The organism is Streptomyces sioyaensis (genome assembly GCF_004122735.1).
GTDB lineage: Bacteria > Actinomycetota > Actinomycetes > Streptomycetales > Streptomycetaceae > Streptomyces > Streptomyces sioyaensis.
Genome location: NZ_SDIF01000036.1, coordinates 1 through 25821 on the forward strand (window position 1 = coordinate 1; position 25821 = coordinate 25821).

The window sequence follows — 25821 nt, forward strand, 5'->3', positions numbered from 1 at the left end:
GGCATCCTTGAGCAGCGACGATCAGTGCGCCGGCGAGAACGATCAGTACGACAGAGAGATCATCGGGCGGCGGGCTGGAGCCGGGGCAGGGGGCCCTGAGACGCGAGCCAGGGCCCTGGCCGGCGCCGGGGCCGGGGTGAACGCGGGGAACTGTGGCGTCAGGCTGGCTGAGGGGCTCGTTACCGCGCGCGGTCGGGACGATGGAGCGGTCGCCGGAGCGCGCCGAGGGCGCCGACGTCCCCTGGAGTCGTCCCCCAGCCGTGCCGGCGCTCCGGGCGATACGAGCCCAAGGCGCTACCCGCCCTACGGCAGGACCGCTCCGGCCGTCGTGGGCCAAGTCATGCGGATCATTCCGCCGTCCTTGCCGGTGGTGACCTCGACGTCGTCGACCAGCCCGCTGATGACCGCGAGGCCCATCTCGTCCTCGCCCTCGGCGTCGCTCTCCGCGGCGCCCTCGGCCTGGTCGGTGCCGTGCGCACCGGAGTCGCCGTTCACTCCATCGCCCACCTCGATCGAGAACTTCTTCTCGTCCTCGATCAGCAGGACCCGCACCGGCGAGTTGATGTCATGGCTCTCGTGCAGCCCCACCGCCCGGCTGCACGCCTCACCGACGGCGAGCCGCACCTCGTCCAGCACGGCCTCGTCCACCCCGGCGCGCCGTGCCACGGCAGCCGCGACCAGACGCGCGGTGCGGACATGCTCGGGAAGGGCGCTGAAGCGAAGTTCGACGGTGGCCATGCCATCCCCCTCGTTATGCGGGCGTGCGACGCAGGGGGCCGGACACTGCGTCCGGTACCCCCCACTGCTTCCTCCCCCCGCGCCTGACGGCGCGGGGGACCGGCGAAACCGTCAGTCGGTGGCGGAGACGGCTTCGTCGACCGAGGTGTGAATCGGGAACACCTTGGTCAGACCGGTGAAACGGAAGATCTTGAGAATGCGCTCCTGGTTGCAGACCAGGCGCAGCGAGCCCTCATGGGCACGCACCCGCTTGAGCCCGCCGACCAGCACGCCGAGCCCAGTGGAGTCCAGGAAGTCGACACGTTCCATGTCCACCACGAGGTGGTAGCTTCCGTCGTTCACAAGCTCGACCAGCTGCTCACGCAGCTTGGGCGCGGTGTATACATCAATCTCGCCACCGACCTCGACGACCGTACGGTCGCCAACGGTCCGGGTCGACAGGGACAGGTCCACGGATCCTCCAGCACCTTGCTATCGAGCGGTCGCCCCCCTGGGGCCTCCCCACCGACGGTAGGGGCGGATCTGGCAGCCGCGATGGCATTCAATCACTTACCGGCAGGCGTGCACGACGCCCTTTGAGCATTGTCCGTCACTCCGGTGACACACTCGGTGCCGATGGCCTCCAATCCACTCCCGCCGGATGCGGGCACGCGCCCTTCCCCAGGCATGATTCTCGAACGTCTCGCCCGGGGCGCGACCCGCGCTGCGCGCATCACTCATACGGAGCACTTGCCCCCGCGCATCGGCAGCCATGCCGACTGGCCGGAACAGATCCGGCCGGAAGTGATCGACGCCATCCGGTCGGCCGGAATCGAGCGTCCCTGGGCCCACCAGGCACGGACATCCGAACACGCGGTGCGCGGCGAGTCCGTCGTCGTCGCCACCGGGACCGCGTCGGGGAAGTCGCTGGCGTATCTCGCGCCGGTCCTCTCCACGCTCCTGGACGGCTCCGAGGCCCCGAACGGGAGGGGCGCCACGGCCCTGTATCTGGCCCCCACGAAGGCGCTGGCGGCCGATCAGCGGCGCGCCGTACGCGAGCTGGCCGCCCCACTGGGCACGGCCGTCCGGCCCGCGGTCTACGACGGTGACACCCCCGTCGAGGAGCGCGAATGGGTCCGCCAGTACGCCAACTACGTGCTGACCAACCCCGACATGCTGCACAGCGGCATCCTGCCGTCGCACCCGCGCTGGTCCTCCTTCCTGCGTGCGCTGCGCTATGTCGTGATCGATGAATGCCACAGCTACCGCGGCGTCTTCGGCTCGCACGTCGCACAGATCGTCCGCCGGCTGCGACGGCTCTGTGCCCGTTACGGCTCCGATCCGGTCTTTCTGCTCGCCTCCGCGACGGCCGCCGAGCCGGGGCAGGCCGCGACCCGGCTCACCGGTCTGCCAGTGGTGGAAATCACGGAGGACACCTCCCCGCGCGGCGAGTTGGTCTTCGCGCTGTGGGAGCCGCCGCTGACCGAACTGCACGGCGAGCAGGGCGCTCCGGTCCGCCGCACCGCCACCGCCGAGACCGCGGACCTGCTCACCGATCTCGCCGTCCAGGCCGTGCGTACGGTCGCCTTCGTCCGCTCCCGGCGCGGCGCGGAGCTGATCGCCCTGATCGCACAGGAGCGGCTGGCGGAGGTGGACCGTTCGCTGCCCGGACGCGTCGCCGCGTACCGGGGCGGCTATCTGCCCGAGGAGCGCCGCGCCCTGGAACAGGCGCTGCACAGCGGCGATCTGCTCGGTCTGGCCGCCACCACCGCGCTCGAACTGGGCGTGGACGTCTCCGGACTGGATGCCGTGGTCATCGCCGGCTATCCGGGGACCCGGGCCTCGCTGTGGCAGCAGGCCGGGCGGGCGGGCCGCTCCGGACAGGGCGCGCTCGCCGTGCTCGTGGCCCGTGACGACCCGCTGGACACCTATCTGGTCCACCACCCCGAGGCGCTCTTCGACCAGCCCGTCGAGACCACCGTCCTCGACCCCGACAACCCCTACGTGCTCGCCCCGCACCTGTGCGCGGCCGCCTCCGAAATCCCGCTCGCCGAAGCGGACTTCGCCCTCTTCGGTACCGCGGCGGCCGGTCTGATGCCCCAGTTGGAGGCCGCGGGCCTGCTGCGCCGGCGCGCCAAGGCCTGGCACTGGACGCGCCGCGAGCGGGCCGCCGACCTCGCCGACATCCGCGGTCAGGGCGGCTCGCCGGTGCAGGTCGTGGAGGCCGGCACCGGGCGGCTGCTGGGTACCGTGGATGCCGCCGCCGCGCACACCACCGTCCATGACGGCGCGGTCCATCTCCACCAGGGGCGCAGTTATGTCGTCCAACAGCTCGACCTGGACGACGATGTGGCGCTCGTCGAGGAAGCCAGCCCGCCCTATTCCACGACCGCGCGCGACACCACCGCCATCTCCGTCCTGGAGACCGACACCGAGATTCCCTGGGGCGCGGCCCGGCTGTGCTTCGGCTCCGTCGAGGTCACCAATCAGGTCGTCTCCTTTCTGCGCCGGAAACTGATCACCGGCGAGGTCCTGGGCGAGACCAAGCTCGATCTGCCGCCGCGTACGCTGCGCACGCGAGCGGTGTGGTGGACGGTCACCGAGGACCAGCTCGACGCCGCCCGGGTCAATCCCGAGCAGCTGGGCGGCGCCCTGCACGCCGCGGAACACGCCTCCATCGGCATGCTGCCGCTCTTCGCCACCTGTGACCGCTGGGACATCGGCGGTGTCTCCGTGCCCCTGCACCCGGACACCCTGCTGCCGACCGTCTTCGTCTATGACGGCCACCCGGGCGGCGCCGGATTCGCCGAGCGCGCGTTCCACACGGCCGCCGACTGGCTCACCGCCACCCGTGACGCCATCGCCGCCTGCGAGTGCGAGGCCGGGTGCCCTTCCTGCATCCAGTCCCCCAAGTGCGGCAACGGCAACGACCCGCTCCACAAACGGGGAGCCGTTCGGCTCCTGGGCGAACTGCTGCGCGGGGCGCCGAAGGAGGCCTAGCGGGCGCCGCGGCGGCATGGCCGGTGCCTTGGACGGCGTGACGGGCCTGGCCCCGGCCCGCCCCTGCGGAGGGCGCCCCGCCGGACCGGCTCGGGCGCGCACCCGGGAGGTGAAGGGGGAGCTGCCCGCCTCGGCCGCGACATCGGCGATCGAGCCGTCCACCGCGCAGCGCACCAGGCGGGTGTGCTGCGCCGTCGCCACCCGACGCGCCGCCGCGCAGGCCTCGGCCGAGCCCTGCAGGGCGTGATCCGCCGCGGCCAGCGCTGCCAGGTCCGCGGCGCCACCCGCCCGGTGTCGCGCCGTGACGGCCTGGCCCACCCCCATCAGGGCGAGGAAGACCGCACACAGCGCCGCCGCCGCGAAGACCGTCCAGACCGTCGCCGAGCCCTCGTCACCGCACCGTGTCCTCCGCAAGGGCCGCCGCCTCCCCTCGAACCCGCACGGTCAGCCGCGCCACGCCGGGCAGCTGGGCTTCGACCCGTACGCGGACCAGATCGCCCTCGCTCGACAGCACGACCCGCGCACCCCGCGGGGCCGCGTCCCGCGCCGCCGAGATCGCCGCCGACCGTGGTTCCGACCGCGCCGCGGCACGGGCCCCGGCCCGCGCCGCGTCCACGCATTCGATACGGGCGCAGACCGCCATCAGCCCCCAGATCAGCGCCGCCACCACCGCCACGAGTACGGGGAGGACCACAGCGGTCTCCGCCGTCACGAATCCGGCGTCGCGGGCGCTCGGCGGGGCGCCCCGAGCCCGGGGGCCCGGGGCACCGCCGTCAGAACGGGACATTGAGCGCCCGCTCGATCACCGACCGGAGCAGCGCCTGCACCGGTCCGCTTGTCACGACCTTGTAGAGCGCCGCCGCCAAGGCACACGCCGCGAGCGTCCCCACGGCGTACTCCGCCGTGGTCATCCCCCGGTCGTCGGCCCCGATCATGCGCAGCCGCGTCCACCACCGCCGGACCGTTCCCCTCCGAACCATGTCCATCCCCCTTTGGATGTCTTCTGCTGATCGATCTCTTCTGCTGGTTGGTTGTCATTTGCGCGGCTCCGCGGGCGGTCTGCCCACCGCTAGTCATGTGCTGGTTGGCTGTCATGTGCTGGTTGGCTGTCGTCTGCCGATGGGCAGTTGAGGAAGCGCAGGTGGCCTGGACGGTGAGTCGGTGGGCCCGGCCAATGAGCCGGTGGCCTGACCGGTGAGCCGGCGCCCTTCCTGTGGCCGGTCCCCGGCCGCCGTCCGTACGGACCGGCTGTTCACCTGCCGGCTTCGACCTCGCGGCGTCCGCCGCTCAGTTGCGCCCGAGCAGGCCGCTCGCCAGGCCGATCAGTACGGGCGCCACGCCGAGCGCCAGGAACGCCGGCAAGAAGCACGCCGACAGCGGCATGGTGACCAGCACCCCGGCCCGCCGGCCCCGGGCCACCACCGCCCGGGCCTGCTCCGCACGGAGCGCGGCGGCGGTCCGGGAGGCCGACTCGACGGCCGGTACCCCGGATATCCCGGCACGCTCCATACAGCGCGCCAGCCCTTCCGCACCGGGCAGTTCGGCCAGTCGTGGCCAGACGGCCGCCGGCTCACCGCCCAGGCGGAGTTCCGCCGCCACCTGGCGCAGCCGGTCCGCCACGGGCCCGTCGAGCGACCGGGCCACCGCCTCGGCCGCTTCGCGCGGCCCGGCTCCCGCCGCGAGGCAGGCCGCCAGCAGATCGCCGGCCGGTGCCAGTGCCGCGCGGACTTCCGCGGCCGCCAATCGCGCCGCTTCCGCGCCTCGTTGGCGTGCCAGACAGCGGTGCGCTCCAAAGCCCACGGCGAGTCCTGCCAGGACGCCGCCCATGCCACCGACGAGGATGACCATGAAGAGAGCCGCTCCCGCGGAGCTGGCCCACTCACTCAGCCGACCGTGCGCAACGCCCTTCGCCCTCGTGGCTCGCCTGCGCCACGGGACCGCGGCCGAGGCCCTGGGCCGGGCCGTGCGACCGCCGGATCGATCCGGACGAGCGGCCGCCCATACCGTCGAGACCCGCCGCCTGACGACGCGCCCGCTGCGCACCTCCCACAGCAGCGCCACAGCGCAGAGCATCACCGTCATGGCCGCGACCGCCATCCCCACCCTGTGGACAACTTCTGCGCTCATCTCAGCCCCCTCCTCCGAGTGCCTTCCGCAGCCGCGACGATCCGAGCCGTCCAGGCCACTCCGCCCCATTCCAGGAGCCCGCCGATCACCAGGCAGCCCCACCCGGCCGGGGTGTGCAGCAGCACCCGCAGCGGGTCGGCGCCGAGTGCACTGCCCATCAGGAGCCCGCCCACGGGCAACAGGGCGAGCATCAGAGCGGTGGCTCGGGGCCCCGCCAACTGGGCCCGCAGTTCGTCGCGTTGATCCCGCTGGGCGCTGAGCCCCGCCGCGATCCGCTCCAGCCCGCGGGCCAGTCCCGCCCCGCCCTCCACCGCCACCTGCCAGCACGCGGCCATTCCGGTCAGCCCCTCGGCTCCCGGCAGTCGCGCCGCCGCACGCAACGCCTGGGGGACATCCCCTCCGTAACGAGCTGCCGCGGTCACCGCCGAACCTGCCGTTCCGAGACCCGGCGTCCCCGCGGCGAGCAGTGCCTGGGCGGGCTGCCGCCCGGCCCGCAACTCCCCCGCCACCGCCGCGCACAACGTGATCACCGCGGCAGCCCGCCGGTCGCGCGCACGGACCGCGCCACGGGCGATCAGCCACCGCCGGACGAGGAACGCAGCCGCCACGGAAGCCAGGGGCGGAAGCGCGGAACCGCCCAGCACCCCCAGCACCAGCCCGGCCGGCAGACACCAGAGCTCCCACCCGACGTCCCCCAGGGGCCCCACACGCCAGCGCGGCCCCGCGTCCCCCTCGACCACCCGCCGTATGCACCACTTCCGCACGTCCTGGCCCCGCAGCCGGGCCCGCCACCCCACTTCCTCGTCCCTCTCTCCGTGGCTCCCCACGAGCGCCCGGGCCCGCCGCCGTACGTCGTCCGGCCGGCCCCCGGCCAGCCGACCCGCGGCTCCCGCGCAGAGCACCGCGGCCATCAGTGCCGCCCCGCCGGCCGCGCTCACCGGAACCCGCCCCCGCCCCGCTCGCACAACTGCATCAACCGCCCCCAGCCGGGCGCTTCCCGGAAGCCGGCGGGGCTTTGGACTGCGGCCGGGACGGTCACCACGAAGCCGTCGCGGTCCCGCTCCAGGACATGGACCTCGGCGATCCGGCGGCGGCCGTTCCGGTCGCGTACGAGATGCAGGACGACCGAGACCGCGGCGGCCAGCTGGCTGTGCAGTGCGGCGCGGTCCAGGCCCGCGGTCGAGCCGAGGGCCTCCAGGCGCGCGGGGACGTCGGCTGCGGCATTGGCATGGACCGTGCCGCAGCCACCCTCATGGCCCGTATTGAGGGCCGCCAGCAGGTCTGTGACCTCGGGGCCGCGTACCTCGCCGACCACCAGCCGGTCCGGGCGCATCCGCAGCGCCTGCCGTACGAGGTCCCGCAGCGTCACCCGGCCGACACCCTCCTGGTTGGCCGGCCGGGTCTCCAGCCGCACCACATGGGGGTGGTCCGGACGCAGCTCCGCCGAGTCCTCGGCCAGGACGATCCGCTCGTCCGGGCCGACCAGGCCGAGGAGTGTGCTGAGCAACGTGGTCTTGCCGGCGCCCGTACCGCCGCTGATCAGGAAGGACAGCCTGGCCGTCAGGAGTGCGCGGAGCAGTTGATCGCCGCCCGGCGGGACCGTGCCGGCCGCCACCAGCTCCGCGAGGCCGAAGGCCCGCGGCCGTAGGACCCGCAGCGACAGACAGGTCCCGGCGACCGCCACCGGGGGCAGCACGGCGTGCAGCCGGGTGCCGTCCGGCAGCCGGGCGTCCACCCATGGCCGGGCATCGTCCAGTCGCCGGCCTGCCACCGCCGCCAGCCGCTGGGCGAGTCTGCGTACCTCCGCCGCGTCCCGGAAGCGGACGTCCGTACGCTCCAGCCCGCCGCCGCGGTCCACCCACACCTCGTCCGGCGCGGTGACCAGGACGTCCGTGACCTCGGGCGCGGCCAGAAGCGGCTCCAGCGGGCCGCTGCCCACCATTTCGGAGCGCAGCACGGCCACCACGCCCAGCACCTCGGCATCCCCCAGGAGCCGCCCCTGCTCGCGCAGCGCCAGCGCCACCCGTGCCGGCGTCGGGTCCGCCCCGTCCTCGGCGAGCCGCCGGCGCACCGCCTCCAAGAGGTCCTGGCCCTGGCTCATGTCCGGCCTCCGCCCCGGCAGGGCGCCTGCTCCGGCCCGCGGTCCGGCTCCGGAACCGGACCTGGCCCCGCACCGGCTCCCGGCCCGCCGCCGTCGCCCCCGCTCTCCCCCACCCGCTCCCAGAAGCCCGCGCAGAACCGCGCCAGCGGACCGCGCAGCTGTGCCCCCGGCGGTACCCCGCGGGCGAGATCGGCCAACAGCCCCGCCTCCCACGGCACTTCACCTGCCAAGGGCAGCCCCATCAGACGGGCGATCTCGTCCGGCGGCAGGCCGTGCCCATGGCGCCCGGGAGCCTCACCGGCCACCACCCGCAGATCGCCGAGCACCTGCCGCACCCCGAAGGCCACCCGCTGGGCGGCCGCGACCGCGCGCAGCTCCGTAGGGACCACCAGCAGCCCCATGTCCACCTGGGCCAGGGCCTCCGCGGCCGCCTCGTCGACCCTGCGCGGCAGGTCCACCACCACGACGCCGCCGCGCCGGCGCGCCGCCGCCATGACCGCGTGCATGGCCGACGGCGGGATGACGACATCGGAGTCCCGGTCCCAGCTGAGGACCCGCAGCGAGTGCAGCCGCGGCAGCGACTCCGCCAGGGCGCCGCAGGCCACCCGGCCGCGCGATTCGGCGAAGGCCGGCCAGCGCAGCCCCTTTTCCTTCTCCCCGCCCAGCAGGACGTCCAGCCCGCCGCCCAGCGGATCCCCGTCGACGAGCAGGGTGCGCCGGCCCGTCCGGGCAGCGGTAAGGGCCAACGCACCGGCCAGGGTGCTCGCTCCGGCACCGCCGCGGCCGCCGATGACGCCGACGGTCAGGGCCGGCGGCCCGACGCCTTCGATGGCGTCGGCGATCCGGTCCACCAGCCAGCGCTCCCCCTCGGGCAGCGCGAGCACGCGCTCCGCCCCGAGAGCGACGGCCTGGCGCCACAGATCCGGGTCGTCCGCGTCGCGGCCTGCCAGTACGACGCCCGCCCGTCGTCCGGCGCCGCGTAACCGGCGTGCGCAGTCCGCGCCGACGATCACCAGGGGCGGCGCCTCCCACTCCCCTTTGCGGGCCGGCAGCCCGTGCGCCACTTCGGGCAGTGCACCGGCCGCCGCGCACAGCCGCACAAGATCGTCGAGGAGTTTTTCGTCCTCGGTGATGATCAGCGGCCCACCGCGCTCTCCGCCGCTTCCCACCGGTTGTTCCGATGACACGAATCCGGCCACGTTCTGTCCCCCTATCGCTACGCAACTCGCACATCCGCGAACTCGCGGACTTTCACGGTGCAGCGATCGGAAAAATCTTGTGGATCTTGAAGCAAATCTGTGGACAACGCCGCGACTGTGAATATCCCTGTCACCTATTCCGGCGAGGAAGGGCTGCTTCCGGTACTCAAGAGAGCGTTCCGCAGAGCATCTCGACGACTACGGTGCGTAATGGATCGTGAACGCCGTGCCCCAGGGCGCCGCATGGGCAGGGAGAGAAGTGGATCCTCGTCCGATGACGGAAAATGCGTCCGGACATGCGACGACCCCCGCCGGGGGGGAGAGCGGGGGTCGTCCCCACGGCCGACTCGGGGGGGGAGGAGCCGGACCGGGTTAGCACGGTCGCGAACGATCCGTGACTTCCATGGTGTACCCGACAGCCTTCTCAGGCAAACCCACGCGCCACACCTTACGCCGAATGGTGGGCGCCTATGCTCGCCCCGTGGAAAACCACTCCGTGCCTCACTCGAGTCCCCGTACTGCCGCGTTCTTCGACTTGGACAAGACCGTCATTGCAAAGTCGAGCACGCTGACCTTCAGCAAGTCGTTCTACCAAGGCGGCCTGATCAATCGGCGGGCCGTACTGCGCACTGCGTACGCCCAGTTCGTGTTCCTGGCGGGCGGCGCCGACCACGATCAGATGGAGCGAATGCGGGAGTATCTCTCCTCACTGTGCCGCGGCTGGGACGTGGCGCAGGTACGGGAGATCGTCGCCGAGACGCTGCACGATCTGATCGACCCCATCATTTACGACGAGGCGGCCTCACTCATCGAGGAGCATCACGCCGCGGGGCGGGACGTCGTGATCGTCTCCACCTCGGGCGCCGAGGTCGTCGAACCGATCGGTGAACTCCTGGGCGCGGACCGGGTGGTGGCCACCCGCATGGTCGTCGGCGACGACGGCCGCTTCACCGGCGAGGTGGAGTATTACGCCTACGGCCCGACCAAGGCGGAAGCCGTCCGGGAGCTCGCCGAATCCGAGGGCTACGACCTGGAGCGCTGTTATGCGTACAGCGATTCGGCGACCGACGTCCCCATGCTTTCGGCGGTCGGTCACCCGTGTGCGGTCAATCCGGACCGCGCGCTGCGGCGTGAGGCGGCCGCGCGCGGTTGGCCGGTTCTCTCGTTCAATCGCCCGGTCCCGCTCAAGCAGCGGCTGCCGACGCTGTCGATGCCCTCCCGGCCGGCCCTCGCCGTCATGGCCGCCGCGGGCGCGGCGCTCGCCACCGCCACGCTTGTCTGGTACACGAGCCGCCGGAAAACCACAAAGCGCATCGGCCCAATTGGCCGCGGCCCCATGACCCGAACCGACCGCGTTTGACGTCAAACGTAAAGATCTGCGAAGCAGGGTTCCGCTTGACTCACCCTAGGAGTACAAAGGACTTAACGGCCCGCGAGACCAAGGACATCCGAGAGGAACGCCTTTAACGAAGTGGCCCACGGACCGATGCATGAATGCCGGGCACCCACGCGACGCCGACCCGTCGATTACGGGCCAGCCACACCAGGTAACCGGACGAAGATTCCGACCTGATGGGCACATTTTCGAGCACGCATGGTAACCCGGCGGACATGCCAGCGGCGGTACCACCCATTGGTACCGCCGCATCCCTGTTCAGGGGCGAATGAAGCAATGATTCCGGAATTCCCGGGCGCCTCCCCGGGCTTTCCGCCGCGCCTTATGCCGCGCCGCGCTGCAGCGCCTCACAGACAGCAGTGCTCTCCCGCACGCCCAGCTCCACCGCACGTCCGCAGTGCGCGATCCACGCCGCGACGCCCTCCGGGGTGCCCGAGACATAGCCCTCCAGGGCCGCGGCATACGCCGCACGGCCCAGTTCGGCGTGCCCGACCTCGGCGGGGCAGATCGACTTCGGGTCCAGCCCGCTCCCGACCAGCACGATCCGCTCGGCGGCCCGCGCGACCAGCCCATTGCAGGAGGCGAACGGCCGCAGCGCGAGCAACTCGCCGTGCACCACTGCCGCGGTCACCAGGGCCGGTGCCTCGGTGCCCGCGAGGAGCATCCGCGACAGCCCGTCGAGCCGCCCGGCGACCTCGTCGGCGCCCGGCAGCGCCAGCTCGATGAGGGGCTCGTCGACCGGCTCGCCGGCCAGCCGGGGCCGCCCCACCGTCTCGTCCGCCGACTCGCCGCCGGCCGCCACCAGATGCAGCCGCGCCAGCACCCGCAGGGGCGACTGCCGCCACACGCTGAGCAGCTGCCCGGACTCGGCCGTCAGCCGCAGGGCCGCGCCGACCGTCCGCGGCTCGCCCTCGACGCCGAAGTCGGTGCGACGCCGGACCCCTTCGAGCGCCCAGTCGGCCCCCGAAAGGGCCGCGGAACCACGCGCTCCGCGCAGGGCTGCCTCGGAGGTGACCTCGTTGCTGCGGCGTCGCATGATCCGGTGCCCGTAGACCCGGTCCACGCCCTTGCGCACGGAGTCCACGGAGTCGGTGACTCCCGGGAGCGAGGCCAGGGTCACGAGCGGATCGTCGCTCGCTTCGGGGGGTGCGGGGGAAGTCCCCCGGGAGATTCCAGCCATGACTACGACCCTACGCACCACCTGGCCGTACCCCTCGAAGGAGTGGTCTTCCTCACGCGGCTCTCTCACTCACAGCCAGCCCAAGATTACCCTTGGTGAACATGAAGATCGCTTTCGTAGGCAAGGGCGGCAGCGGCAAGACCACCCTGTCCTCCCTGTTCATCCGGCATCTCGCCGCGGCCCGGGTCCCCGTGATCGCGGTGGACGCCGACATCAACCAGCATCTGGGCGCCGCCCTCGGACTCGACGAGAAGGAGGCCGCCGCGCTGCCCGCGATGGGCGCTCATCTCCCGCTGATCAAGGACCACTTGCGCGGCAGCAACCCCCGCATCCCGTCCTCCGAATCCATGATCAAGACCACCCCGCCCGGGGAGGGCTCACGACTGCTGCGGGTGAACGAGGACAATCCCGTCTACGACGCCTGCGCCAGGCCGGTGGAGCTCGACGACACCACCGTGCGACTGATGGCGACCGGCCCGTTCACCGAGTCCGATCTGGGCGTGGCCTGCTACCACTCCAAGGTCGGCGCGGTGGAGCTGTGCCTGAACCACTTGGTGGACGGCCGCGAGGAGTATGTCGTCGTCGACATGACGGCCGGTTCCGACTCCTTCGCCTCCGGGATGTTCACCCGCTTCGACATGACCTTCCTGGTCGCCGAGCCGACCCGTAAGGGCGTCGCCGTCTACCGCCAGTACAGCGAGTACGCCCGGGACTTCGGCGTCCCCCTGAAGGTCGTCGGCAACAAGGTGCAGGGTCCCGAGGACCTGGCGTTCCTGCGCGACGAGGTGGGCGACGACCTGCTGGTGACCGTCGGCCACTCCGACTGGGTGCGCGCCATGGAGAAGGGCCGCCCGGCCCGCTTCGCCCACCTGGAGGAGACCAACCGCAGCGCCCTGCGGACGCTCCACGACACGGCCGACGCCGCCTACGGACACCGCGACTGGGAGCGCTACACGCGCCAGATGGTGCACTTCCACCTGAAGAACGCGGAGAGCTGGGGCAACGCGAAGACCGGGGTCGATCTGGCGGCCCAGGTCGACCCCTCCTTCGTGCTCTTCGAGGGGACTGCCGCCCCACAGCCCGCCTGACCTGCAAGGCGGCGCGGGCGGGTGCGGGGGGGGCTCGGCCGGTTTGCCGGTCGGTACGGACGGGACCGGACCGTCCGGGTGGGGACCATGGGCACCGCCCGTCCCCTTCTCCCGCCCGGGGGCGGCCCGTTCTGTATCGCCGCGGAGCAGCCGGCCACCGTTGCCAGCGCCACCGCCGCCGCCCTGGATGCCGCCGCCTGTGACGCCGTCACCCTTGCCGCGGCTGCCATCGGCCACCCGTTCCCGGTGCCCGTGCACACCTTCCGGGTGATCAATCGGAACAATTGGGCGCAAGCTTCCATACGTCAAGAAGGGTTTTCCAAAAGGGGCAAGTTGGCAGTCGCCACCTTCACTCGATAGAGGGAAGGATTGCGGCAATTGCCCGCAAAGTCTTCTCCTTGCCTTTACCTGTCATTACGGTTCATTTACCGATGCTTGAGAGTCACCGGACCGTCGCCCACAGCGACGGTCGCCGGGCCGGCTCGCGTCCCGCCGTAGTACACCGCCGCCCCACGATCGCGCCCCGCGCGACCGCGTCGCCCCGGAGGAGACGGGAATGTCGCAGACCGAGAAGTCGCCGCCGCAGCCGCCGCGCACCCCACACCACCCCGAGATCCCTCCCGAGCCCCGTACGGCGGCCGAGCCCGGCGCCCGTGCGAAGCGGGCCGGCCGGGCCGCCTGGCGGCGGGATCTCTCCGCCTCGGTCGTGATCTTCCTTCTCGCCGTCCCGCTGTCCCTGGGCATCGCCCTGGCCACCGGCGCCCCGCTCCAGGCCGGCCTGGTCGCCGCCGCCGTCGGCGGTATCGTCGCCGGCCTGCTCGGCGGCGCCCCGCTCCAGGTGACCGGCGCGGCGACCGGCCTCCTGGCGGTCACCGCCGACCTGGTCCAGCGCTACGGCTGGCGCGCCACCTGCGCCGTCACCGTCCTGGCCGGCCTCGTCCAACTCGCCCTGGGGGCGCTGCGCGTGGCTCGGGCGATCTCGGCCGTCAGCCCGGCGATGGTGCACGGCCTGCTGGCCGGTATCGGGGTCACCATTGCCGTCGGACAGCTCCATGTGGTGCTCGGCGGCAGCCCCGACGGCTCGGCGCTCGACAACGCCGCGGCGCTGCCCGGCCAGTTTGCGCATCCGCACGCCGTCGCGCTGCTGATCGGCGCCGTCACCGTGGCCGTACTCATCGGCTGGGGACGCCTGCCGGGGCGCGCCGGGCGGTGGGCGCGGATGCTGCCGGCGCCGCTGGCTGCCGTGCTCGCGGCGACAGCGGTGGGCGCGGGGACGTCGGTGCCGCGCGTCGAGCTGCCGTCCTGGCGGGTGCCCGAGCTGCCCGCCCTGCCGGATGCATCCGTGCCGGCCCTCGCCGCCGCGGTACTGACCGTCACCCTGGTCGCGGGCATGGAATCGATGCTGTCGGCGGTGGCCGTCGAACGGCTGGCGGCCGAGCGGCCCGGCGCGCCGGCAGGGCGCGCACGGCTCAACCGCGAGCTGGCCGGCCAGGGCGTGGCCAATGTCGTCTCCGGGCTGCTGGGCGGGCTGCCGGTCTCCGGGGGCGCGATGCGCGGCTCGGCCAATGTGCGGGCCGGCGCGGTCACCCGCCGCGCCACCGTGCTGCACGGCGTGTGGGTGCTGCTGTGCGCGGGCCTGCTGGCCGCGGCGTTGGAGGCGATCCCGCTGGCCGCGCTCGCCGCGCTGGTGATGGTCGTCGGCGTGCAGATGGTGAGTTTCGCGCACATCCGGCATGTGCAGCGACACCGCGAATTCCCGGTGTACGCCGCCACGTTGGGAGGTGTCGTGCTCTTGGGCGTACTTCAGGGTGTAGTGACGGGCATCGCCGTCGGGATCTTCCTGGCGCTGCGCCGGCTGACCCGCACCCGGGTCACGGTGACGGAGGAGCCCGACGGCTACCGGGTACGTGTCAGCGGGCAGTTGACGTTTCTGGCGGTGCCGCGGCTGACCCGGGCGCTGGCCCAGGTGCCGGCGCGCGCCGATGCCGTCGTCGAGCTGTGCGGCTCGTTCATGGACCATGCCGCCTACGAGGCACTGCAGTCCTGGGCCACCGCCCATCGGGCGCACGGCGGCCGGGTGACCCTCGGAGGCCGCTCGGGCCGGCCGCCCGCCAAGCCGGCCGGCGCGCACTCCTGCCGGCCGTGGACGCCCTGGCGCGGCCATGACTGCACCCGGCCCGCCCCGGACGGGGCGGCGACCCCGGAGAACAGCGGCAGTCAACTCCTGGGCGGGGTCAGCGCCTTCCAGCGTCATACGGCTCCGCTCGTCCGCGAGGAGCTGGCCCGGCTGGCGCGCGAGGGCCAGCGGCCCACCCAGCTGTTTCTGACCTGCGCCGATTCCCGGCTGGTCACGAGCATGATCACGTCCAGCGGTCCGGGCGATCTGTTCACCGTGCGCAATGTCGGCAATCTGATGCCGCCGCCCGGCTCGGACGCCTCCTGCGACTCCGTCGGGGCGGCGGTCGAGTACGCGGTGGAGGTGCTGCGGGTCGGCTCGATCACGGTGTGCGGGCATTCGGGGTGCGGTGCCATGGGGGCGCTGCTGGGTGCCGCCGCCCCGGAGGAGGCCGAGCCGACGCCGCTCGCCCGCTGGCTGCGGCACGGCCGGCCGAGCCTGGCGCGTATGCAGCGCATCGGGCGGCTGGGGCGGGGCGAAGTCGCCCTGAGTGAGCGGCCGGTGGATGATGATCAGGAGCGGCTGGCGCTCGTCAACGTCATGCAGCAGCTTGACCACCTGAGGGCGCATGCCTGTGTGGCCCGCCGGGTGGCCGAGGGCTCACTCACCCTCCACGGTATGTATTTTCACGTCGGCGAGGCCCAGACCTACGTGCTCGACGAGGCCACCGGGCGGTTCGGCGCGGTGCGCGGCGGGCCTGTGCCGCTGACGGTCTGACCTGCGCAACACCCCCTCGATCTCCCAGGAACGGACCCTTCACACAGAGGTCTACACCAATTTTTTTCCACAGCCCTTGTCAGGCCAGGCACGGGCTGGTGAGCTATGACCTGGGGACACATCGGACGCCCTGGGAATGGGAGAAGTTGTGAGCAACGAAAGCCTTGCCAACCTGCTCAAGGAGGAGCGGCGGTTCGCACCGCCCGCCGATCTGGCCGCGCACGCCAACGTCACGGCTGCCGCGTACGAGCAGGCCGCGGCAGACCGGCTGGGCTTCTGGGCCGAGCAGGCCAAGAGACTGTCCTGGGACACCGCGCCCACCCAGACTCTCGACTGGTCCAACGCCCCCTTCGCCAAGTGGTTCGCCGACGGCAAGCTCAATGTCGCCTACAACTGCGTGGACCGCCATGTGGAGAACGGCCTGGGCGACCGGGTCGCCCTGCACTTCGAAGGCGAGCCGGGCGACACCCGCTCGATCACCTACGCCGAGCTCCAGCGCGAGGTCTCCAAGGCCGCCCATGCGCTGACCGAGCTGGGGGTGCGCAGCGGCGACCGGGTCGCCATCTACCTGCCGATGATCCCGGAGGCGGTCATCGCCATGCTGGCCTGCGCCCGCCTGGGCGCCCCGCACTCCGTCGTCTTCGGCGGCTTCTCCGCGGACGCGCTGGCCACCCGTATCAACGACGCCGACGCCCGCGTGGTGATCACCGCCGACGGCGGCTTCCGCCGCGGCAAGCCGTCCGCCCTCAAGCCCGCCGTCGACGACGCGCTGACCAGGCCCGGCACGGAGAACGTCCGCAGCGTTCTGGTCGTCCGCCGCACGGGCCATGAGGACGTCGCCTGGCACGAGGGCCGGGACGTGTGGTGGCACGACATCGTCGAGCGGCAGAGCGACCAGCACACGCCGGAGGCCTTCGACGCCGAGCACCCGCTGTTCATCCTGTACACCTCCGGCACGACGGGTAAGCCCAAGGGCATCCTGCACACCACCGGCGGCTACCTCACCCAGGTCTCGTACACCCACCACGCGGTGTTCGACCTCAAGCCGGAGACCGACGTCTTCTGGTGCACCGCCGACGTCGGCTGGGTGACCGGCCACTCGTACATCACCTACGGCCCGCTCTCCAACGGCGCCACCGAGGTGCTCTACGAGGGCACGCCCGACACCCCGCACCAGGGCCGCTGGTGGGAGATCGTGCAGAAGTACGGCGTGACGATCCTCTACACCGCGCCGACCGCGATCCGCGCCTGCATGAAGTGGGGCGACGACATCCCGGCGAAGTTCGATCTGTCGTCGCTGCGCGTCCTCGGGTCGGTGGGCGAGCCGATCAACCCCGAGGCATGGATGTGGTACCGCAAGCACATCGGGGCCGACGCGACGCCGATCGTCGACACCTGGTGGCAGACCGAGACGGGCGGGATGATGCTCAGCCCGCTGCCGGGCGTCACGGCGACCAAGCCCGGCTCGGCCCAGCTGGCATTGCCCGGTATCGCCGCGACCGTCGTGGACGACGACGCCCGTGAGGTCCCCGACGGAGCCGGCGGCTACCTCGTGCTGACCGAGCCCTGGCCGGCCATGCTCCGCACGATCTGGGGCGACGACCAGCGCTACCTCGACACGTACTGGTCCCGCTTCGAGGGCAAGTACTTCGCCGGTGACGGTGCCAAGAAGGACACGGACGGCGACATCTGGCTGCTCGGCCGGGTGGATGACGTGATGCTGGTGTCCGGCCACAACATCTCCACCACCGAGGTGGAGTCGGCGCTGGTGTCGCATCCGAAGGTGGCCGAGGCCGCGGTCGTCGGCGCCACCGACCCGCAGACCACCCAGGCCATCTGCGCCTTCGTCATCCTGCGCGGCGGTGCGGCGGAGGACGAGGGCCTGGTCGAGGAGCTGCGCGCGCATGTCTCCCAGCAGCTCGGCCCGATCGCCAAGCCCAAGCGGATCCTGCCGGTCGCGGAGCTGCCCAAGACCCGCTCCGGCAAGATCATGCGGCGGCTGCTGCGCGATGTCGCGGAGAACCGTGACCTCGGTGATGTCACCACGCTGACCGATTCCTCCGTCATGGACCTGATCCAGGCGAAGCTGCCGAGCGCGGCAAGCGAGGACTGAGCGGAACGGACGACGGGGGCGTCCGGCCGGTGCGGCCGGACGCCCCCGTCGTCGTGCCCGGACCCGGCGCACGCCCTCCGACGTCCGGCCCAGCCGGGGGGGGGAGAGACGGCCGGCCGCGGCCCGTCCGCCGGACGGCCGGACGACCGTTTTGCCCGTAAAGTAAGGCCACCGGACCGCGCCCCGCACCCGGCCGGTAGGGTAGGAACCGCGTCAAGGAAACGCCAAGAAACTCAGGGTGCGCCGGGAAGTCTGGTCGGCAACTGCAACAGCCGTACACAGCTGCCGAAGGCCGGAGGTCACCCCGTGAGTGCGCCCAGCAACCGCCGCTCCATATTCCTGGGACGCATGTCCCTGCCCGAGCGGAACTACCTCGCGGACGCCCTGCGCGCCGAAACCGTCGGCGGCATCCTCCTCCTCGCCGCCGCCGTAGCGGCCCTGATCTGGGCAAACACCCTCGGCGGAAGCTACGAGGCAGTCCGCGGATTCCACCTCGGCCCGTCCGCACTGGGCCTGGATCTGTCCATCCAGCACTGGGCCGCCAACGGGCTGCTCGCGATCTTCTTCTTCGTGGCCGGCATCGAGCTCAAGCGCGAACTGGTCGCCGGCGAGCTGCGCGACCCACGCACCGCCGCACTCCCCGTGATCGCCGCGATCTGCGGGATGGCGATGCCGGCGGTCGTCTACTTCGTGGTCAACAGCCTCGGCGGCGGCTCCCTGCAGGGCTGGGCGGTCCCCACCGCCACCGATATCGCCTTCGCCCTCGCCGTCCTGGCCGTGATCGGCACCTCCCTGCCCGCCGCGCTGCGCGCCTTTCTGCTCACCCTCGCGGTCGTCGACGATCTCTTCGCGATCCTGATCATCGCGGTCTTCTTCACCTCGACGATCAACTTCCTGGCGCTCGGGCTCTCCGTCGCCGGCCTGCTGCTCTTCTACGTGCTGCTGCGCAGGGGCGTCCAGGGCTGGTACGTCTATCTCCCGCTCGCCGTGGTCATCTGGGCCCTGATGGAGAACAGCGGGGTACACGCCACCATCGCCGGCGTCGCGATGGGCCTGATGCTGCGCTGCACCCGGCGCGAGGGCGAGACGCACTCCCCGGGCGAGCACATCGAGCACCTGGTCCGCCCGCTCTCCGCGGGCTTCGCGGTACCGCTGTTCGCGCTCTTCTCCGCGGGCGTGTCCCTGTCCGGCGGCGCGATCCATGAGGTCTTCACCCGGCCGGAGACGCTCGGGGTCGTGCTCGGCCTGGTGGTGGGCAAAACGCTCGGCATCTTCGGTGGCACCTGGTGCGCCGCCCGCTTCACCAAGGCCCAGCTCAACCCCGACCTCAAGTGGCCGGACGTCTTCGCCGTCGCCTCCCTGGCCGGTATCGGCTTCACCGTCTCCCTGCTCATCGGCGAGCTCGCCTTCGCCGAAAACCCGGTCCTGACCGACGAGATCAAGGCATCGGTACTGATCGGCTCGCTGCTGGCGGCCGTCTTCGCCGGCATCCTCCTCAAGCTCCGCAACGCCAAGTACAAGGCGCTGTGCGAGGACGAGGAGCGGGACGAGGATCAGGACGGCATCCCGGACATCTACGAACGCGACCAGCCCGCATTCCATCTCCGGATGGCAGCCATCCACGAAGCCAAGGCCGCGGAACACCGGCGGCTGGCCGAACTGGCCTCCGGCACGCACGCCGAAGACGATGATCCGGCATGATCTGAGAGGCTTTGCTTCCGGGTGACGAGAAGAGGGAGACGGCGATGAGCGCAGCCGACAACGGCACGGAACGCAGCCTCGGACAGCTGGTGGCCACGGCCACGGCCGAGATGTCCGCGCTGCTGCACGACGAGATCGCGCTGGCCAAGGCGGAGTTCCGGCAGGACGCCAAGCGGGCGGGCATCGGCGGTGCCGCGTTCTCGATGGCGGGCGCGCTGGCGCTGTTCGCGCTGCCGGTGCTGAGCTTCGCGGCGGCGTACGGCATCCACAACCTCGGCCTCGGGCTCGCCTGGTCCTTCCTGATCGTCGGCGGTGCCTTCCTGGTCCTCGCCGGGCTGCTGGCCCTCCTCGCGATGGCGAAGATGAAGAAGATCAAGAAGCCGGAGCGCTCCATCAGCTCCGCGAAGGAGACCGCGGCGGTGCTCCAGAAGGCCAAGCCGCACCCGCGCGTGGCGCCGGTGGAACACCCGATGCTGGAGTCTGTGACACGCTCATCGGTATGACAGCCCCTGACAGCACGGCCTCGGTCGTACGGCTCGACGTCCCCGGCGGGAAAGCAGTCTCCCACCGTGACGTCGCGGCCAACGGCGCCCGCTTCCACATCGCGGAGATGGGCGACGGCCCGCTGGTGCTGCTCCTGCACGGCTTTCCGCAGTTCTGGTGGACCTGGCGGCACCAGCTCCCGGCCCTTGCCCAGGCGGGCTTCCGCGCGGTGGCGATGGACCTGCGGGGCGTCGGCGGCAGCGACCGCACTCCGCGCGGCTACGACCCGGCGAACCTCGCCCTGGACATCACCGGCGTCATACGGTCCCTGGGGGAGCCGGACGCCGCACTCGTCGGGCACGACCTGGGCGGCTATCTCGCCTGGACGGCGGCGGTGATGCGGCCCAAGCTGGTGCGCCGGCTGGCCGTGTCCTCCATGCCGCATCCGCGCCGCTGGCGCTCGGCGATGCTCGCCGACGTCCGGCAGAGCGCCCGGAGTTCGCACATCTGGAACTTCCAGCGGCCCTGGCTGCCGGAACGCCGGCTGACGGCGGACGACGCGGAGCTGGTGGGCCGGATGATCCGCGACTGGTCCGGCCCCCGGCTGCCGGACGAGGACGCGCTCGCGGTCTACCGGCGGGCGATGAGCATCCCCTCGACGGCGCACTGCTCGATCGAGCCGTACCGCTGGATGGTGCGGTCGCTGGCCCGCCCCGACGGGATCCAGTTCAATCGCCGGATGAAGCGGCCGGTACGCGTGCCGACGCTGCATCTGCACGGCTCCCTCGACCCGGTGATGCGCACCCGCAGCGCGGCCGGCTCCGGTCAGTACGTCGAGGCGCCGTACCGCTGGCGGCTGTTCGACGGGCTGGGGCACTTCCCGCACGAAGAGGACCCGGTGGCGTTCTCCACCGAGCTGATCAACTGGCTGAAGGATCCGGAACCGGACCGCTGACGAGCCGCGTGCGGCCGGCGGCCCGGGGCAACGCGCGCCCCGGGCCGCACCGTTGAGGCGGCCTTCCCGGACCGTTCGTGCGCACGTCCGCGCACCGCTGAGCGGGCCGCCCGAACCGCTGAACGGGGCACTCCCGCGCCAGTCTCGAACGCTCGTATGACGAACAGCCAATTGCCCGGCGCATAGGCCAATTGGCGGTCCCCGAGGCGGTTACCGACCTTGGGCCACGGGCAGAGTCGAAGGTATGGGCTGGACGCACGACTACCGTGACGTGGCACGCAACCGCCGCAGCAGTGCCGCTGCAGTGAGTACTCAGGACAGGGGAACACCGGACCTCGGGTCCGGACCGTCCCCCGACCCGGCGCACCCGATGGGCATCCCGCGGATCCTGCGCCGCAGAGCGCGCTGGATGAGCGCGCGACTACGCCATCCCCGTACCTGACGCATCCGGGCCCGCCGCCGGGGCGGGAAGCCCTGCTCCCCACCCCGGCGTGCCGCTCCCTCGGACTCAGATCGCGCAGCCCTGGCTGTCGACCTGCTGCTCGGCCGTACGCCCCTTGACGATGTCCGAGCGGATCTCGTCGGAGGTCAGGGCGTAGCCGGTGTGCGAATCGTCCAGCGACTTCGCGAAGACGACGCCGTAGACCTCGCCCTTAGGGGTGAGCAGCGGGCCACCGGAGTTGCCCTGACGGACCGTGGCGTAGAGGGAGTAGACATCGCGGCGGACCGTGGCGCGGTGGTAGATGTCCGGGCCGTTCGCCTGGATACGGCCGCGGATACGGGCGGCGCGGACGTCATAGCCGCCGTTCTCCGGGAAGCCGGCGACGATGGCGTTGTTGCCGCTGCGCGCGTCCGGGCCCGCGAACCGCAGCGCCGGGGCGCTCAGCGACGGCACGTCCAGGACCGCGATATCGCGCTGCCAGTCGTAGAGCACGACCTTGGCGTCGTACGTGCGGCCCTCGCCGCCCACCTGGACGGTCGGCTCGCGCACCCCGCCGACGACATGGGCGTTCGTCATCACGCGGTGCCGGCCGAAGACGAAGCCGCTGCCTTCGAGGACCTTGCCGCAACCGGGAGCCGTACCGACGACCTTGACGATGCTGCGCCTGGCCTGTGCCGCCACCGGGCTGGTGGCGAGCCTCGGGTCGGGCGCGGGCACATTGTTGATCGGCTCGTTGGAGAACGGCGTGAAGACCTGCGGGAAGCCGTTCTGGGCGAGGACCGAGGAGAAGTCGGCGAACCACGTGCTGGCCTGCTGGGGCATGACCCGGGACACGCCCTGCAGCACCCTGGAGTTGCGGACCTCCTTGCCGAGGGTCGGCAGGGACGTGCCGGCCAGCGCCGAGCCGATCAGCCAGGCGACCAGCAGCATCGCCAGGACGTTGACCAGCGCGCCGCCGGTCGCGTCCAGCGCTCTGGCGGGTGACCAGGTGATGTGGCGGCGCAGTTTGTTGCCCAGATGGGTGGTGAGCGCCTGGCCCACGGATGCGCACACGATGACGATGGCGACCGCCGCGATGGCCGCGAAGGAGCCGGGTGTCGCATCACCGGTGATCTCGTTCCAGATCACGGGCAGCAGATAGACCGCGACCAGGCCGCCTCCGAGGAAGCCGATCACGGACAGGATGCCGACGACAAAACCTTGCCGATAGCCGACGATCGCGAACCACACGGCCGCGACCAGCAGCAGGATGTCCAGGACGTTCACGCTCGCCACCGTCTCACGAGCGCCAGTCGAGTGGGACCGCCTTGTCACGGTCCCACGGAATCTCCCAGCCCGCGTAATGCAAGATCCGGTCGATCACTCCGGCCGTAAAGCCCCAGACCAGAGCATTCTCGACAAGGAAGGCGGGCCCGGTGTGGCCGCTGGGATGGCGCGACGTCACCCGATGGGCAGGGTCCGTGAGATCCGCCACGGGAACCGTGAACACCCGGGCGGTCTCCGCCTGATCGACCGCGCCGACCGGACTCGGCCGGCGCCACCACCCCAACACGGGTGTCACCACGAAGCCGCTGACGGGGATGTAGAGCCGCGGCAGCACCCCGAAGACCTGGACGCCGGCCGGATCGAGGCCGGTCTCCTCCTGGGCCTCGCGCAGCGCCGCCCGCACCGGGCCGGGCCCGTCGGCGTCACCGTCCTCCGGGTCGAGGGCACCGCCCGGGAAGGAGGGCTGGCCGGCATGGGAGCGCAGGGTGCCGGCGCGCTCCATCAGGAGCAGCTCGGGGCCGCGGGGGCCATGGCCGAAGAGGATCAGGACCGCGGACTGCCGGCCGCCGCTCTCCGGCGGCAGAAAGCGGCTGAGCTGGCGCGGCTGGATCGTGTCGGCCGCGCGGGCCACCGGGGCCAGCCACTCGGGCAGGCCGTCGGCGGAGACCGTGATCTTTCGACCGGGCTCCGCGCCGCGCATGCCCGCCTCCTCGTCGTACCACTGCTCCCGTGCACTTCTCATCCGCGCCCCCTCAGGCCTGGCGTCGATCGTCGGTCACCTCTGGACGGCTGCCGTCACGAGGCGGCCGCCGGGGGCGCCATGGGGGGCGCGGGCTGCCCCGGATAGTCGGCCGGTGGCTTCAGCCGCTGCCCCGGCTGGCCCCCCAGCTCGTACTTGAGCAGCTTCTTCGCCTTCTCCGGGTCCGTCTCGCCCTCGCCGTACGCGGGGCACAGCGGGGCGATGGCGCAGGCGCCGCAGGCGGGCTTGCGGGAGTGGCAGACGCGGCGCCCGTGGAAGACGACGCGGTGCGAGAGCATCGTCCACTCGCTCTTGGGGAAGATCCCGGCGACGTCCGCCTCGACCTTCTCGGCGTCCTCCGCGGTGGTCCAGCCGAAGCGGCGGGCGAGGCGGCCGAAGTGCGTGTCGACGGTGATTCCGGGGACGCCGAAGGCGTTGCCCAGCACCACATTGGCGGTCTTGCGGCCGACCCCGGGGAGGGTGACGAGGTCCTCCAGGCGGCCCGGCACCTCGCCGCCGAAGCGGTCGCGCAGCGCCGCGGACAGGCCCAGCAGCGACTTCGCCTTGGCCCGGAAGAAGCCGGTCGGCCGGATCAGCTCCTCCAGCCGCTCCGGGTCGATGGCGGCCATGTCCTCGGGCGTCGGGCAGACCGCGAACAGGCGCGGGGTGGTCTGGTTGACCCTCAGGTCGGTGGTCTGCGCGGACAGGACCGTGGCGACCAGCAGCTCGAAGGGGTTGGTGAAGTCCAGCTCGGGGTGGGCGTACGGATACAGCTCGGCCAGCTCACGGTTGATCCGGCGGGCCCGGCGCACCATCGCGACCCGGGACTCGGGCTTGCGGGCGGGGGTCTTCTTGGCGGGGGCCTGCTTGGCGGCGGTCTTCTTGGCCGCCGTCTTCTTGGCGGCCGTCTTCTTGGCGGCCGTCTTCTTGGCGGCCGTCTTCTTGGCGGCCGTCTTCTTGGCGGCCGTCTTGGCCGTGGTCTTCTTGGCCGCGGTCGTCCGGGCGGGGGCCTGCCCGGCGGCAGGCGCGGCCTTCTTCGCGACGGCCTTCTTCGCCGTGGCCTTCTTGGTGACGGCCTTCTTGGCGGCCGCCGGCTTCTCGGGGGTTTCGTTCACGGCGGCCTTCTTCCCTGCCGAGGTCTTGCCCGCCGGGCTCTTTTCCGCGGCGGTCGGTGCGGTGGTGTCCGGTGCCGCCGGTCTCGACGCGCCGGGCTGCCGGACGGGCCGCTTCCGGACGGCCGACTCCCCGGGAGTCGATTTGTTACGTTTATCCGAACTCAAGGCGCGACCGGACGGCTGTTCGCCCACAGCGGAATCACGCCCTGCGCTCACCCGCCCGGCCCCCCAGTCCTCTGCTCTCACCGGCGTATTGGACACTCGGCCAGAGTAAGGCCAGCCACTGACATCCGGCTTGATCGCCGGGATTCGTGACTCCAATCGGCCCCCTGCCTTATGGCTCGGGGCACCGGTCCGGCAAACTTGTGATTGATCGCACTGTTTTGCATTCCGGCATGATGGGGACCACAGTCCCCCGGAGCATGTCGACAAGGAGAGAACTCGTGGACGACGTTCTGCGGCGCGCACCGCTCTTCGCGGCGCTCGATGACGAGCAGGCGGCCGAGCTGCGCGCCTCGATGGGAGAGGTCACGCTCGCCCGCGGCGACGCCCTGTTCCACGAAGGGGACCCCGGCGACCGCCTGTATGTGGTCACCGAGGGCAAGGTGAAGCTGCACCGCACCTCCCCCGACGGCCGGGAAAACATGCTCGCCGTGCTCGGCCCCGGCGAGCTGATCGGGGAGCTCTCGCTCTTCGACCCGGGCCCGCGCACGGCCACCGCCTCCGCCCTCACCGAGGTCAAGCTCCTCGGCCTGGGCCACGGCGACCTCCAGCCCTGGCTGAATGCCCGCCCCGAGGTCGCCACGGCGCTGCTGCGGGCGGTCGCCCGCCGGCTGCGCAAGACCAATGACCAGATGTCCGACCTGGTCTTCTCGGATGTGCCGGGCCGGGTGGCCCGCGCCCTGCTGGATCTGTCTCGCCGCTTCGGTGTGCAGTCCGAGGAGGGCATCCACGTGGTGCACGACCTGACGCAGGAGGAGCTGGCCCAGCTGGTGGGCGCCTCCCGTGAGACGGTCAACAAGGCGCTCGCCGACTTCGCGGGCCGCGGCTGGCTGCGCCTGGAGGCGCGCGCCGTGATCCTGCTGGACGTCGAGCGGCTGGCCAAGCGCTCGCGCTGACCCGGCGCACGTACTGCCTGGGAAGGGCCCCGCTCCGGCGGGGCCCTTCGTCATGGCCGACGGCGCCCCCTGGGCCGTCGCGGCGCCGCGGAGCCACCGTCCGCTCGGAGCCGGGCCCGAGATCCACTCGCCGCGCCCCGCCGCCCGTCAACCACTCGCGGCGCCGCCCGCCTCTTCGCCATAGTGCC

General features: G+C 72.0%; 22 protein-coding genes and 1 pseudogene. 10 read left to right on the top strand and 13 right to left on the bottom strand.

The window, feature by feature from the left end; translation table 11 throughout:
* Nucleotides 1-303: 303 nt before the first annotated feature.
* Together EST54_RS15070 and bldG are read right to left on the bottom strand one after the other, a co-directional pair.
* Nucleotides 304-738 (bottom strand): ATP-binding protein, encoded by a 435-nt coding sequence (locus tag EST54_RS15070; RefSeq protein WP_006604143.1) that lies wholly within the window; start codon nucleotides 736-738, stop codon nucleotides 304-306.
* Nucleotides 739-849: 111 nt separating this feature from the next.
* A complete protein-coding gene (bldG, locus tag EST54_RS15075; protein ID WP_129248135.1) occupies nucleotides 850-1191 on the bottom strand; it encodes an anti-sigma factor antagonist BldG in 342 nt (113 codons plus the stop codon).
* Nucleotides 1192-1353: 162 nt separating this feature from the next.
* Between bldG and EST54_RS15080 the strand changes: the two genes are divergently transcribed.
* Nucleotides 1354-3717 (top strand): DEAD/DEAH box helicase, encoded by a 2364-nt coding sequence (locus EST54_RS15080; RefSeq protein WP_239013155.1) that lies wholly within the window; start codon nucleotides 1354-1356, stop codon nucleotides 3715-3717.
* A gap of 93 nt (nucleotides 3718-3810) precedes the next feature.
* Here the strand turns inward: EST54_RS15080 and EST54_RS15085 are convergent.
* From EST54_RS15085 to ssd, 7 genes and pseudogenes are all read right to left on the bottom strand, one after another.
* Nucleotides 3811-4131: pseudogene (locus EST54_RS15085) on the bottom strand (Rv3654c family TadE-like protein); the annotation flags it as partial.
* Nucleotides 4109-4504, bottom strand: coding sequence for a TadE family type IV pilus minor pilin (locus EST54_RS15090; protein WP_239013156.1), 396 nt, complete (start codon nucleotides 4502-4504; stop codon nucleotides 4109-4111). The gene EST54_RS15090 and the pseudogene EST54_RS15085, both read right to left, overlap by 23 nt.
* A complete protein-coding gene (locus tag EST54_RS15095; RefSeq protein WP_239013157.1) occupies nucleotides 4491-4697 on the bottom strand; it encodes a DUF4244 domain-containing protein in 207 nt (68 codons plus the stop codon). The genes EST54_RS15090 and EST54_RS15095 overlap by 14 nt, the downstream gene beginning before the upstream one ends.
* A 307-nt stretch (nucleotides 4698-5004) precedes the next feature.
* On the bottom strand, nucleotides 5005-5565 hold the full coding sequence (locus EST54_RS35420; protein ID WP_307825481.1) for a type II secretion system F family protein: 561 nt from the start codon (nucleotides 5563-5565) through the stop codon (nucleotides 5005-5007).
* A gap of 275 nt (nucleotides 5566-5840) precedes the next feature.
* Nucleotides 5841-6755 carry a type II secretion system F family protein gene (locus tag EST54_RS15105; RefSeq protein WP_129248175.1) on the bottom strand — a complete coding sequence of 305 codons (915 nt, stop codon included), beginning with the start codon at nucleotides 6753-6755 and terminating at the stop codon, nucleotides 5841-5843.
* 23 nt (nucleotides 6756-6778) lie between these two features.
* The gene (locus EST54_RS15110; protein ID WP_129248138.1) at nucleotides 6779-7945 is read right to left on the bottom strand and encodes a TadA family conjugal transfer-associated ATPase; all 1167 of its coding nucleotides are present in this window, start codon (nucleotides 7943-7945) and stop codon (nucleotides 6779-6781) included.
* Nucleotides 7942-9144: a septum site-determining protein Ssd gene (ssd, locus tag EST54_RS15115; RefSeq protein WP_129248139.1), complete on the bottom strand. Its 1203-nt coding sequence runs from the start codon at nucleotides 9142-9144 to the stop codon at nucleotides 7942-7944. Before ssd ends, EST54_RS15110 begins: the two co-directional genes overlap by 4 nt.
* Before the next feature lie 457 nt (nucleotides 9145-9601).
* On the opposite strand from ssd, the gene EST54_RS15120 reads away from it, so the two are divergent.
* Nucleotides 9602-10504, top strand: coding sequence for an HAD family hydrolase (locus EST54_RS15120; protein WP_129248176.1), 903 nt, complete (start codon nucleotides 9602-9604; stop codon nucleotides 10502-10504).
* 358 nt (nucleotides 10505-10862) lie between these two features.
* Here the strand turns inward: EST54_RS15120 and EST54_RS15125 are convergent, their stop codons facing one another.
* Nucleotides 10863-11720, bottom strand: coding sequence for a Fic family protein (locus EST54_RS15125; protein ID WP_129248140.1), 858 nt, complete (start codon nucleotides 11718-11720; stop codon nucleotides 10863-10865).
* A 101-nt stretch (nucleotides 11721-11821) separates the two neighbouring features.
* Between EST54_RS15125 and EST54_RS15130 the strand changes: the two genes are divergently transcribed.
* The 7 genes from EST54_RS15130 (at nucleotide 11822) to EST54_RS35425 (ending at nucleotide 21395) form a co-directional block, all read left to right on the top strand.
* Nucleotides 11822-12808, top strand: a complete 987-nt coding sequence (locus tag EST54_RS15130; RefSeq protein ID WP_129248141.1) for an ATP-binding protein — start codon at nucleotides 11822-11824, stop codon at nucleotides 12806-12808.
* Nucleotides 12809-13364: 556 nt separating this feature from the next.
* A complete protein-coding gene (locus tag EST54_RS15135) occupies nucleotides 13365-15701 on the top strand; it encodes a SulP family inorganic anion transporter (protein WP_129248142.1) in 2337 nt (778 codons plus the stop codon).
* Between the two features lie 148 nt (nucleotides 15702-15849).
* A complete protein-coding gene (gene acs / locus EST54_RS15140) occupies nucleotides 15850-17814 on the top strand; it encodes an acetate--CoA ligase (protein ID WP_129248143.1) in 1965 nt (654 codons plus the stop codon).
* A gap of 306 nt (nucleotides 17815-18120) precedes the next feature.
* Nucleotides 18121-19515: a Na+/H+ antiporter NhaA gene (nhaA, locus tag EST54_RS15145; protein ID WP_129248144.1), complete on the top strand. Its 1395-nt coding sequence runs from the start codon at nucleotides 18121-18123 to the stop codon at nucleotides 19513-19515.
* A 44-nt stretch (nucleotides 19516-19559) separates the two neighbouring features.
* The gene (locus EST54_RS15150) at nucleotides 19560-20018 is read left to right on the top strand and encodes a phage holin family protein (protein ID WP_129248145.1); all 459 of its coding nucleotides are present in this window, start codon (nucleotides 19560-19562) and stop codon (nucleotides 20016-20018) included.
* Complete coding sequence (locus tag EST54_RS15155; RefSeq protein WP_129248146.1) at nucleotides 20015-20953, top strand: alpha/beta fold hydrolase; 939 nt, start codon at nucleotides 20015-20017, stop codon at nucleotides 20951-20953. The genes EST54_RS15150 and EST54_RS15155 overlap by 4 nt, the downstream gene beginning before the upstream one ends.
* A 244-nt stretch (nucleotides 20954-21197) precedes the next feature.
* Nucleotides 21198-21395, top strand: coding sequence for a hypothetical protein (locus EST54_RS35425; protein WP_129248147.1), 198 nt, complete (start codon nucleotides 21198-21200; stop codon nucleotides 21393-21395).
* Between the two features lie 66 nt (nucleotides 21396-21461).
* Here EST54_RS35425 and EST54_RS15165 read toward each other — a convergent pair whose 3' ends face one another.
* Genes EST54_RS15165 through nth form a run of 3 tightly spaced genes read right to left on the bottom strand, consistent with a single transcriptional unit; the run spans nucleotide 21462 to nucleotide 24515 of the window.
* Nucleotides 21462-22661 (bottom strand): MarP family serine protease, encoded by a 1200-nt coding sequence (locus EST54_RS15165; protein WP_129248148.1) that lies wholly within the window; start codon nucleotides 22659-22661, stop codon nucleotides 21462-21464.
* Between the two features lie 13 nt (nucleotides 22662-22674).
* The gene (locus tag EST54_RS15170; RefSeq protein ID WP_174857444.1) at nucleotides 22675-23403 is read right to left on the bottom strand and encodes an NUDIX hydrolase; all 729 of its coding nucleotides are present in this window, start codon (nucleotides 23401-23403) and stop codon (nucleotides 22675-22677) included.
* Between the two features lie 53 nt (nucleotides 23404-23456).
* Nucleotides 23457-24515: an endonuclease III gene (gene nth / locus EST54_RS15175; RefSeq protein WP_129248149.1), complete on the bottom strand. Its 1059-nt coding sequence runs from the start codon at nucleotides 24513-24515 to the stop codon at nucleotides 23457-23459.
* 443 nt (nucleotides 24516-24958) lie between these two features.
* Here nth and EST54_RS15180 point away from each other — a divergent pair, with 443 nt between their 5' ends.
* Nucleotides 24959-25633: a Crp/Fnr family transcriptional regulator gene (locus tag EST54_RS15180; protein WP_006604164.1), complete on the top strand. Its 675-nt coding sequence runs from the start codon at nucleotides 24959-24961 to the stop codon at nucleotides 25631-25633.
* The last annotated feature ends 188 nt before the right edge of the window (nucleotides 25634-25821 follow it).